Origin of the sequence: uncultured Abyssibacter sp., from assembly GCF_964000955.1 — a bacterium.
Classification (GTDB): Bacteria; Pseudomonadota; Gammaproteobacteria; order Nevskiales; family OUC007; genus Abyssibacter.
Genome location: NZ_CAXFCL010000131.1, coordinates 1 through 10,784 on the forward strand (window position 1 = coordinate 1; position 10,784 = coordinate 10,784).

Annotated in this window: 11 protein-coding genes; 3 read left to right on the forward strand and 8 right to left on the reverse strand. The window is 63.3% G+C overall.

Annotated elements, in window-relative coordinates; all coding sequences use genetic code 11:
• Positions 1 to 159 precede the first annotated feature (159 nt).
• The 6 genes from ABNS06_RS05955 to ABNS06_RS05980 all read right to left on the reverse strand — a co-directional run bounded on the left by ABNS06_RS05955 (position 160) and on the right by ABNS06_RS05980 (position 5,650).
• Positions 160 to 1,047, reverse strand: a complete 888-nt coding sequence (locus ABNS06_RS05955) for an alpha/beta hydrolase (RefSeq protein WP_348673203.1) — start codon at positions 1,045 to 1,047, stop codon at positions 160 to 162.
• Positions 1,044 to 1,637, reverse strand: coding sequence for a 2-hydroxychromene-2-carboxylate isomerase (locus ABNS06_RS05960; protein WP_348673204.1), 594 nt, complete (start codon positions 1,635 to 1,637; stop codon positions 1,044 to 1,046). The genes ABNS06_RS05955 and ABNS06_RS05960 overlap by 4 nt, the downstream gene beginning before the upstream one ends.
• Before the next feature lie 44 nt (positions 1,638 to 1,681).
• Complete coding sequence (locus tag ABNS06_RS05965; protein ID WP_348673205.1) at positions 1,682 to 2,641, reverse strand: alpha-E domain-containing protein; 960 nt, start codon at positions 2,639 to 2,641, stop codon at positions 1,682 to 1,684.
• Positions 2,642 to 2,657: 16 nt separating this feature from the next.
• A complete protein-coding gene (locus ABNS06_RS05970; protein ID WP_348673206.1) occupies positions 2,658 to 4,109 on the reverse strand; it encodes a circularly permuted type 2 ATP-grasp protein in 1,452 nt (483 codons plus the stop codon).
• 105 nt (positions 4,110 to 4,214) lie between these two features.
• A complete protein-coding gene (locus ABNS06_RS05975) occupies positions 4,215 to 4,919 on the reverse strand; it encodes a hypothetical protein (protein WP_348673208.1) in 705 nt (234 codons plus the stop codon).
• Positions 4,920 to 4,981: 62 nt separating this feature from the next.
• Entirely contained in the window at positions 4,982 to 5,650 is a 669-nt protein-coding gene (locus ABNS06_RS05980) for a hypothetical protein (RefSeq protein WP_348673209.1), read from the reverse strand.
• Between the two features lie 197 nt (positions 5,651 to 5,847).
• On the opposite strand from ABNS06_RS05980, the gene minC reads away from it, so the two are divergent.
• From minC to minE, 3 genes are read left to right on the forward strand one after another with little or no spacing between them, the layout of a single operon-like run.
• Positions 5,848 to 6,510: a septum site-determining protein MinC gene (gene minC / locus ABNS06_RS05985; protein ID WP_348673210.1), complete on the forward strand. Its 663-nt coding sequence runs from the start codon at positions 5,848 to 5,850 to the stop codon at positions 6,508 to 6,510.
• Positions 6,511 to 6,529: 19 nt separating this feature from the next.
• Complete coding sequence (gene minD, locus ABNS06_RS05990) at positions 6,530 to 7,336, forward strand: septum site-determining protein MinD (protein ID WP_348673212.1); 807 nt, start codon at positions 6,530 to 6,532, stop codon at positions 7,334 to 7,336.
• Positions 7,337 to 7,338: 2 nt separating this feature from the next.
• Entirely contained in the window at positions 7,339 to 7,599 is a 261-nt protein-coding gene (gene minE / locus ABNS06_RS05995; RefSeq protein WP_348673213.1) for a cell division topological specificity factor MinE, read from the forward strand.
• Here minE and ABNS06_RS06000 read toward each other — a convergent pair.
• Positions 7,574 to 10,192, reverse strand: a complete 2,619-nt coding sequence (locus ABNS06_RS06000; RefSeq protein WP_348673214.1) for a hypothetical protein — start codon at positions 10,190 to 10,192, stop codon at positions 7,574 to 7,576. The genes minE and ABNS06_RS06000 overlap by 26 nt on opposite strands.
• A 213-nt stretch (positions 10,193 to 10,405) precedes the next feature.
• Positions 10,406 to 10,784 (reverse strand): zinc finger domain-containing protein (locus ABNS06_RS06005; RefSeq protein WP_348673215.1); only part of this gene is annotated, 379 nt, incomplete at its 5' end.

Consider the following 10,784-nt stretch of genomic DNA (forward strand, 5'->3'; position numbering starts at 1 on the left):
AACCCGTACCGAGTCGACAACAAAGCGCACCGGTTGGTTCGTGTCGCGATGCCCCGAGTCGACAACGGCGGTGCAGGCCGGACGGCAATCCATATCGAGGATAGGGTTGCACCGACCGCACCGCAAACCCTGCGCGATCAGTCCAGGCAATGCTCCGATTCACGCATGGAGAAAACGGACAATCTCGTCCGCGACCTGCTCCGGCTGATCGTGATGCATCATGTGTCCACAGTCGTCGATGACGACCTGTCGGTGATCGGCGAAACAGGCTCGGCGCCGGGCCAGCTCGTCTTCCCCGGTCATCTTGCGCAGCGGCGAATCCGCCGCATCCAGGAAGAACGTGGGCGCGGTGACCTGCTTCCACACCGCGTAGGACTCGGCGGCCCGATAAAGAATGGGGTTGTGCGTGTGATGGCGGGGATCGGCGAGCAACTCGATCTGGCCATCGGCGCGCTCCCGCCCCCAGACGCGCGCGACAGCCAGCGCGCGCTCCGGGGTGAGGCGGGTGTTGCGCTTGGCGATGCGCCGCGCCAACTCCTCGAACGACGGATAGACCCGTTGCTGCGGCGGATCACGCAATGCATCCAGCCAGCCGCCCAGCGCTTTCGGTGCACGCTCGGGCGGCGCGTCCGGCAGCAGCAGCGAATCCAGCAGGACCAGACGCCGGACCCGGTCGGGCCGGACGCCGGCGAACAGACTGGTCGCCTGCCCGCCCATGCTGTGCCCGACCAGCAGCACCGGGTCGGTCGGGCTGAGCTGACACAGCAGGTTGTCGAGATCGGCGACGTAGTCCGGGAACCAGTAGTGGTCACCACACCACTCGCTGAACCCGAAGCCCCGCCAGTCCGGCGCGACGACATGAAACTGCTCGGCCAGCGCCGAGCCGACGAACTGCCAGCTCCCGCCGGTATCCAGCCAGCCGTGGCAGCACACGAGCAGTGGCTTGTCGGGCCGGCCCCAGTGCCACAGGTGGTAGCGCAAACCGCGCACTCGCAGCACCGACGATCGCGCGCCGGCCGGCTGGATGCTCCCGGCAGGCAATTTCAAGCAGCCGCGCGCGTCAGATGCGCCCGCAACAACTCCAGGCGATCGTTGCCCCAGAACAGCTGATCGCCGACGAAGAAACTGGGGGCGCCGAACGCGCCGCGCGCCACGGCCTCCTCGGTATTGGCCTTGAGTGCCGCCTTGATATCATCACGCCCGTTCGCGGCCAGTGCCTGCTCCGGGTCCAGGCCGACGGACCGCGCGACATCCGCCAGCACATCCTCGCTGGCGATATCGCGGCCTTCGCCCCAGTAGGCGCGCATGATGGCCTGCGCGAACGCCTCGCCAACGCCCTGCTCCTCGGCGACCAGCGCCGCCCGCAGCGCGCGGACCGAGTTGGCCGGAAAGTTCTCCGGCGGCGTCACCGGCACCGCGTAGAACCGCGACCAGTGCTGCAGGTCGCCCATCATGTAGCGGCCCTTGCTGGCGACCGTGAGCGGCGGACGATTGCCCGTGGCCTGGAACACGCCGCCGAGCAGGAACGGCCGGTAGACCAGGGACGCCCCACAGTCGGTTGCCAGCTTTGGCAGCTGCGTTGCCGCCAGATAGGTGTAAGGACTGACCGGGTCCCAGAAGAACTCGATGGTGGCCATGTACGTCTCCGTTGTATTTGTATCGCGGGTGTTGACCCGGCGAGTTACTGCGACTGACTCATCGCATCCGGCGCCAGCTCGGGCCGGAAGTAGTGCTCCGTGATCACGTTGCTGAGCTCGGCCAGCTTCGCCTGCAACTCGTCCATGTAGTCGGAGACCTGGGACTGCGGCAAGACCGTCAGGTCCGCCCCGCAGACGCGGGCGCGCAGCGTTCTCGCGACGTTCAGCGGTGACACATGATTGGGCAGCCGGGCCAGGGTGTGACAGATGCTGTCCAGATTCCACGCGATCGACCGCGGGAAATCCCGGTTCTGCGTGAGGAACTGCACGACCTTGGGGCCGGACACGCGCTTGCGCACGTGGCGGCGATACATCTGATACGCGGTCAGCGACAGCAGCACGCTGCGCCACTGGATGTTGGAGAACGGCAGCAGCTCATCGTCACGCGGCGGCAGCAGACCCAGCGCGGAGGCATCGACGATGCGCGAGGTCATGTCCGCCTGCTCCAGGTTCGAGCCCAGGCGCAGAAAGCGGAACGCCAGATCATGCGACATGTTCTCGCCGATCATCCCGTCGACCAGCAGACAGCCACGAATCACCGTGTCCAGGAATTCCCCGCGCTTGCGCCGTTCCAGCGTGCTCGCATCGGTGTCGCGCACGAACCAGTACAGCTTGTTGATCTCCTCCCAGACCTCGCGTGGCATGACATCGCGAGCGGCGCGCAGAATCGTGCGTGCCTGCGCCAGGGACGCCAGGATGGAGCCGGGGTTCGCTTCGTCGACCAGCAGGAAGCGGACAACATTCGTCTCGGTGAAACCGTCGTAGCGCTCAACGAAACCCGACCGGCTGCCGGTGATGTCCACCACCGATTCCCAGGCGACGACCGCGCGACGCGGCATGTCGAGAATCAGGTTGGCATGCACGCTGGCCAGTCGCGCGGTGTTCTCGGCGCGCTGCACGTAGCGCCCGAACCAGAACAGGTTGTCGGCCATGCGGGACAGCATCAGCGCGCACCTCGTGTCATTCGTCCACTTCCACGATCCAGGTGTCCTTGCTGCCCCCGCCCTGCGAACTGTTGACCACCAGTGAGCCCTTGACCATCGCCACGCGCGTCAGCCCCCCCATGGTCACGTACTGCGACTCGCCGGACAGAATGAAGGGCCGGAGATCCAGATGTCTGGGTTCGATGGACGACTGGTCGCAAATGGTCGGGCAAACCGACAGATTCAACGTCGGCTGCGCCATGTAGTTGCGCGGGTTCTTGCGAATCTGCTCGGCGAAGGCCTTGCGCTCCGACTCGTTGGAGCGCGGCCCGATGAGCATGCCGTAGCCGCCGGATTCGTTGGCCGGTTTCACGACCAGCTTGTCCAGATTGGCCAGCACGTGATCCAGATCTTTCTGGCGGTGGCACAGGAACGACGGCACGTTCGGGATGATCGCGTCCTGGTCGAGGTAGTACTTGATGATCTCGGGCACGTAGGCATAGACGACCTTGTCGTCCGCCATGCCGCAGCCGGGGGCGTTGGCCAGCCCGACATTGCCCTTGAGCCAGGCCCGCATCAGTCCGCGCACACCCAGCATGGACTCCGGGTTGAAAGCTTCCGGGTCGATGAAGAGATCATCCACGCGGCGATAGATCACGTCGACGCGGGTCAGGCCTTCCACGCTGCGCAGATACACGCAATCGTCGTCGCCAACCACGAGATCCGGCCCCTCGACCAGCTCGATACCCATCTGCTGCGCCAGGTAGGCATGCTCGAAATACGCCGAGTTGTAGACCCCTGGCGTGAGCAGCACAATCAACGGTTCGTCGCCACCTCGCGGCGACAGGCTGGCGAGCATTTCGTAGAGCTCGGCCGGGTATTCGTCGACCGGCAGGATGCTGCTGTGAGCAAACAGCTCGGGGAAGACACGCTTGGTCACCAGGCGGTTTTCCACCATGTACGACACGCCGGATGGCACGCGAAGATTATCTTCCAGCACGTAAAGCGTGCCGTCGCCGTCGCGTACAAGATCCGAGCCGCAGATATGCGCCCAAACGCCGTGCTTGGGACGCATGCCCTCGCACTGCGGACGGTAGTTCACCGACTGCTCCAGCAATTCGCGCGGGAACACGCCGTCCTTGATGATCTTCTGGTCGGTGTAGATGTCCTGGATGAACAGGTTCAGCGCCTGCACGCGCTGTTTGAGACCGGCCTCGGTGCGCGCCCACTCCCGGCTGTCGATGATCCGGGGCAGGATGTCGAACGGCCAGGTTCGGTCGAGCATGTTGCCCTGGGAGTACACGGTGAACGTGATGCCCATGGACTTGATCGCCAGGTCCGCTGCAATGCGACGGTCGGCCAACTCCTCGCGGCTCATGCCGGCCAGGTAGTCGATCAGCGTGCGCGCCGAGGGCCGGGGTTTGCCGCGCGCCTCGAACAATTCATCGAAGAACCCGTTGGGGTCGTAGTCAGACCAGTTCAACGCCACCCCACCCAGTGGTAACGAGGGATCGTGTGCTCATGCGTGGAGGCTCCCATGGAGTGCGCCGCTCCTGCAAGTCCCGGTCATGTCCGCCCGTGAAGGCATCGTGGATCATCGCATCGCCGGGCGATTGCCCTCCTCGTCCTCGGACAGGTCAGGCGGCTCCGGCAACACGATCACGGGCGTCGGTCGCGTCTCGGCCACGCGCCGGTCATGCACGAACCTGGCCAGCGCATCATCCATGACACGATCAAACGCCGCTTCGTATTCGATCAGTTCGATGCCGGGTGGGCCGCCGGTCATCGTGGTGACGATCGCATGCTCATACAGGCCCTGGGTCACCACGTCCGGCTGATCGCCGCCGATCAGCTTCAACGCCACGCTGAACTCGTCGCGGACGGAGTTCTTTACCCGCGTGGATCCCATGGCCATGCCCGTCACCATTCCGGCACGAAACGACCGCTCCGCATCAAAGCGATGATCGATGTCGACCACCAGCACGGGGTCCGACACAGTCAGGGCATCCGGGGAAATAACGCTGGATACGCCCGACCGCTCGATCAGCGACCGGATCCGCTCGTAACCTACGCCCGACCGCACCGGGTCCTCGACATCGTTCGCCTGGTAGCGAACCCGCAGACCGATGCGTTCCGGCAAAACGCCCGGCGCCTGTCCTTCCAGGGAATAGCGGGTATAGGCCGGGTCGAGATAGGAATCGAAGGTCAGGCAGGCACCGAGCACCGACGTCGCCAGGATGACGAGGCATCGCGCCAGACCGCCGACGACCTGCTCGTGTGTGGATGGAGGTGTGTTCATGAACCGACTCCTGTCAGCGCCGACATCGCCGGCATGAATCCCCCCGGTCTTGCGATGTATCGCTACTCGTCCGAGCGCGCGTCCGGTACGAAAATGATCGAATGCGCGTCTCTCTCGGCGGTTCCCAGGTCCTTCAGAAAGCGCGTCAGCACGGTTTCCAGCACACGCTTGTAAGCACCGGGATAGTCGGAGGGCAGCAGGCCATTCGCGCTGCCTCCCGTTCGGGTGACGACCGCATGGTGATAAACGCCCAGTTCGCCACTGTCGTACAGCACGTCGGGCGGCGGCGCCTTCTTGGGATTCTTGAGCGAGACCTGGATGTTGTACTCGTCACGCATCTCGCCTTCACTGCCGCCGAAGGTCACGCCCGAAACCATGCCGGCCTTGCGCGCTTGCCCGGCGTCGAAGGTGTGACTGATCTTCATGACCAGCATGGGGGTGTTGGGCGTTTCCGCCTCCTGCCGGATGATCTGGGTCAGCCGGGACTTGCCCAGAATGTAGGCGACATAGTCACGCGAGGCCTGGGATTCACCCTGGTGCGGACGGCCGTTGACCTCGTACTCGACGCTCACGCCGATCGCCGGCGGCAGAACGTTCGGGGCCTCGAACAGCCGGTCGCGGCCGAATTCCGGGTCCGCAAAGGAATAGATTTGCGGGGCGCACCCGGACGCCAGCGCACCGGCAATCAGGAAGAACAGGACGGTCGGTACCGCACTAACGGTCTGGCGCATGGGCTGATTCTTTCTGTGGGCGAGGGAACGAGCACGATCAGTTTACTTCGACTTCACCTCGCTTCACGAATTCCGCGGGTGACGGACCCTCTGGTGGCGGCTGCCAGCATCCCTTAGACTTTTCGCGTGTTCTCGCACCGCAACATCCATACAGGCTCCGGGGTTTACCCCCGCACGGGCCCCGCCACGCAGCGCTCGTGAGCCAGAACGACGTCATCTTCAAGGGTCGGGTCATGAGTCTGACCGTCCTGCGGCTGAATTCATCGGATACCGAGCGCGTGACCGCGGGTATCGAGACCGAAGTCGCGCGCGCACCCAAGCTGTTCAACGGCCTGCCGGTGCTGATCGACCTGAACCGGCACGCTGTCGACATCGCTCGTGTGGCGGATATCGCGCGTGCGCAGGGCTTGATGCCGGTGGCCGTGGTCGACGCCGACGAGGCGACGGCCGCAACGGCGCGCGCCAGCGGGCTGGGCGTGCTCCAGCAGGGCGCGCTGGATACACAGACCGCGCGCCCCCGCTCCGACGAACGGCCGGCGGCGCGTATCGTCGATCAGCCGGTCCGTTCGGGTCAGCAGCTCTACGCCCGCGGCACCGACCTGGTGATTCACGCGCCGGTGAGCGCAGGCGCGGAGGTACTGGCCGATGGCAGCATCCACGTCTATGGGCCGTTGCGCGGAAGGGCGTTGGCCGGCTGTCGCGGCGACGAGAGCGCGAGAATTTTCTGCCAGTCCTTGGAAGCGGAATTGGTGGCGGTGGCCGGGAACTATCTGGTCGCCGAGGACATCGCATCCGAACATCGTGACCGGCCCTCCATGGTGCGGCTGGTCGAAGACACATTGACGATCGAAAACTTGTGATCGAGCAGGCGAGGGAATTGTGGCCAAGATCATCGTAGTGACCTCCGGCAAGGGCGGCGTCGGCAAGACGACCACCAGCGCCTCATTCGCCACCGGCCTGGCTCAGGCCGGCCACAAGACCGTGGTCATCGACTTCGACGTGGGGCTGCGCAACCTCGACCTGATCATGGGCGTGGAACGCCGGGTGGTGTTCGACTTCATCAACGTCATCGCCGGTGAAGCCACGCTCAAGCAGGCGCTGATCAAGGACAAGCGCGTCGAGAATCTTTACATCCTCGCGGCCTCCCAGACCCGCGACAAGGACGCGCTGACCGAAGCCGGCGTCGCCCGGGTCATCGACGAGCTGTCCAAGGACTTCGAGTACATCGTCTGCGACTCGCCCGCCGGCATCGAGAAAGGCGCGTTGCTGGCAATGCATTTCGCCGACGAGGCGCTGATCGTGACCAACCCGGAGGTCTCCTCGGTGCGCGACTCCGACCGCGTGCTCGGCATCCTGTCGAGCAAGACGGCGCGCGCGAAATCCGGCGAATCGGTCCGTGAGCATCTGGTCATCACCCGCTACGACGCCAACCGTGTCGCGCGCGGCGAGATGCTATCGGTGGAGGACGTCAAGGACATCCTCGCCATTCCGCTGCTGGGCGTGATCCCGGAATCCAAGGACGTGCTGAACGCCTCGAACCAGGGCTCGCCGGTGATCTCCCTGCCGGACGTGCAGGCCGCCGAAGCCTACAAGGACATGGTGGCGCGCTTCCTGGGCGAAGAGCGCGCTCACCGCTTCCTCGACCCCAGTTCCAAGGGCTTCCTCAACCGGCTATTCGGGGGTTGATCATGGCCTGGATGGACATCTTTCGCGCCAACAAGCCGAGCACGGCGCAGCTCGCCAAGGAACGCCTGCAGGTCATCGTCGCCCATCAGCGCGCCGGCGCGCTGCATGCACCGGACTACCTGCCCAAGCTGCAGAAAGAACTGCTGGAAGTGATCCGCAAGTACGTCGCCGTCGGCGAGGACGCGGTGAACATCGAGGTCGAGCGCGATGGCGACACAGAGATTCTGGAACTGAACATCACGGTGCCCAGTTCCAAGAATTGACCGCGCCGTCAGCGGCACGCCAGAAGCCCTGCAACCGCCAAGTCCCAGCTGTTTTCAGGTACTCGGGGTCCACGTCGGTCTCGGATATCGTCACCTCTGAAAACAGGTAACGCCCGTCTGGCGGCCGGTTCCCATGGAGGCGTGACACCAGCAGCAGGTCCTCGCGAGACTCGTCCAGGAACACCGCCATTGGCACCTGCGTAAATGGCTTGCCGTCGATCACAACCGGATTCACGACCCACGCCTGCTTCTGCTCAAGCGTCGCGCCGTCATACCGGATGACACGACTCGAACACCCCCGGGGACCGATTTGCCCTCGACACTCAAAGCCCAACTGCGTCATCACCACCAGATCCCCTTGGGGCGCCTCACGATCCACCGAGTAGACCTGAAACTCAAGACCGTCCTGACGCCCGAGATCAAGCCGTAAGACACGAGCCATGTCCTCGGCCGGATCGGAGGAAGTCGAGTAAAGTGAACCGCCGGCGTCCATGACTTGGCCATCGTCCAGCTCGAACAAGCGGATGAGGCGCGCACCCTCCGTCGATGACGTCAAGTTTGTGGTGGAAGCCGCCCCCGGCACACTGCCGCTCACGTCGAACTTGTAGACCCAATGCTGATTCGCGAGGTAGACAGCCGCCTGCATGTCATCCACGACTATCGGACCGTCTTCGGCAAACGCTTGCGGGGCAGCGGCCTGATTCCCGGTGACCAGATCGATGGCACGCAGACTGGACACCCCGTCCACCTCAGCCACAACAAATGCTCGGCCCGAGTTATCTACGCCGAAGTTGAACGCGTCGGTGGACACCGCTACAACGGAAGCCCCACTACCCTGTGCCGTGATGATCTGACTCAGATCGATGACCGAAAGACGCGCATCGTGTCCGACAATCGCCGTCAGGCCATCCTCTGAAACTTCCAGCGAAATCGGCTGCTTGACCAGCGACACTGTCCAGTGCTGGGCCAGATCACGCGAGTAAACATGCAACGCGTTCGCCGGAAAATCCGACGCCAGCAATACGAGTTCGAGCGCACGACTTTGCGCACCGGAAACAACATTGTGGGACATGAACCGGCGATCAGTGACCGGCAGCGGCGCGTATGTGTCGGAATAGACGGGCTCGTGGTAGGTGCCAGGGTCCGGTTCAAACGGCGGATTTGGTGTCAGACCACCCAAGGAAAACGCACCGAGCGCGAAGGCCGTTGTCTCGTCCACGTCACCGAGCAGACGTGACAGCAACAAACCGCCGGAACCATCCGCCGTGTGAAAGACCTTCAACGCACGCTGAGGTTGCGGCTGCCCATCGACTTGCCGATCAGGGATTCGGAAATCCTGGATCAACCCGAGGTGATCAGCATCCATGACCGTCAAATAGCTTGCGCAGTTCGTGTTGTCCTGGCTTGCACACCCCACGCCGAGATGCTGCTGAACTGCAACGATGGGCTCACCTGCACCCGACTGACTGAGTGACACCCATTGCGCACCAAGCACGAGTGGTTCTCGATAGACAGGGTTTCGCAGCGTGCCATCGTAGATCAGGGCATCGTAAGGGTCATCGGAGTAGATCGCTGTCGCGCCACAGAACGCGGCGAGCGCAAGCCGACCCTCGATTGGATAAAGCGGCCCGCACAGGCCAAAGAAATCGGAAACGGTCTCTCGCAACAACGCCATCTGGCCGTCTGATATGTCAAAAATCAACCGACCGGTCACGCCAGACGTAGAGGTCGGGGAGAGAATCAATCGGTTGACACGGCTGTCTAACGTCACGCTCTCGAGATGGAAGCTGACCTCTACGCTCTGCAGCCCAAGTGAACGCAGCGGCAACCGGAACAGTCGCGCGCCACCATCCTCGATATCGCCGACCGCATAGATGACGGCATCGTCGTCAATGACCGCGTCGAACACGACTGATGCAGACCCGATCTGGCGACTTGCGAGCACTCGCAGATCCGGCTCACCACTGTCGTTGGCAAGCTGAACCAGCGTAAAGCTCCGGTCGGTTCGCACCACAGCCCGAGTCTGATCTGGCGTAAGTTCCAACTCATCAACGGGTGCGCCGAGTTCGAGCGAAGCCAGCAATTCCATCGCCGGGCTGTACAGGTAAAGACCGGGCCCAGGCTGGTTTCCAACGATCACAAGCCCGTTCAACGCATCAGAATAGCGCGCATCAACAACATCATGAGGAAAGACACCCAGTGGTTCGAGCTTCATCTGTGGCGGTGGAACCGGAGCTTGCTCTTGCTCGGGATAGAACGGCTCGACCGGTGCGTTAACAACATAGGTCAGAGAAATCTCGAACGGACTGCCTTCGATCGGCATCTCGCAAGCGCTGTCGATGCAGAATGCAAACGCCATGGCGCCCGTATGAATCCCCGGACCGATCTCCGAAGGTGGTACAAATTGGAAACTAAGGTCACCCGTCGTCTGCGTCCGGGCTGTGATTGACACGTCCTGCAGCATGTCCGGTGGCTCGGTGGACGCCACATAAAGCCCGCTCTCGGGCACGTTCGAAACCGTGATACCGATGGTCTCGGTAACCGGATATGTCCACGTCGATTCCCTTTCGACCCGCACACTGGTCTCACCCACGCTGACCACTGGGTCGCGCGGTTGGGATGAGCCGTCTGACCCGCCGCCTCCGCAGGCGTGCATTGCGGCCGCCCCGACCCACACGAAAAGCGTGAAAATAACCCGCCTGACTGACATCACTCGTTCCAGGGCGGCCACTCCACCCGTTGGTACTGATAGTTAAGTTGGCAGAACGGCTGTCGTTAGCCGCAGCCTCGACACCGTCCGCCGTAGTTACAAATCATCCAGGTTTTTCGGCCAGCTGTCCTTCAGCAGCCGGGACAGCGATCTGTCCGCCAATAACCGTCCATCGGTCTGGCATCGTGCGCAATAGTTCGCCTCGCGATCAGCGTAGACGATGCGCTGCACCGGCGAACCGCAGTCCGGACAGGGCTTGCTGTAGCGTCCGTGCACGGCCATCTCCGGTCGAAACGCCGTGACCTTCTTCGGCCAGCCACCGCTCGCCTCCGCTTCCTCACGCAAACGGTTGGTCCATTCGGTGAGCACCGCGTGGATCGCGGCGTGCAACACACGCAACTCGTCATCGGTAAGCTGGTCCGTCATCCGGAACGGCGACATCCGTGCCCGGTGGAGAATCTCGTCGGAATAGGCA

Coding starts and splice junctions, on each gene's coding strand:
- ABNS06_RS05965 (WP_348673205.1), bottom strand. CDS start 2,641: ATGCTGTCCCGCATGGCCGACAACCTGTTCTGGTTCGGGCGCTACGTG.
- minE (WP_348673213.1), top strand. CDS start 7,339: ATGGCCTGGATGGACATCTTTCGCGCCAACAAGCCGAGCACGGCGCAG.
- ABNS06_RS05980 (WP_348673209.1), bottom strand. CDS start 5,650: ATGCGCCAGACCGTTAGTGCGGTACCGACCGTCCTGTTCTTCCTGATT.
- ABNS06_RS05960 (WP_348673204.1), bottom strand. CDS start 1,637: ATGGCCACCATCGAGTTCTTCTGGGACCCGGTCAGTCCTTACACCTAT.
- ABNS06_RS05975 (WP_348673208.1), bottom strand. CDS start 4,919: ATGAACACACCTCCATCCACACACGAGCAGGTCGTCGGCGGTCTGGCG.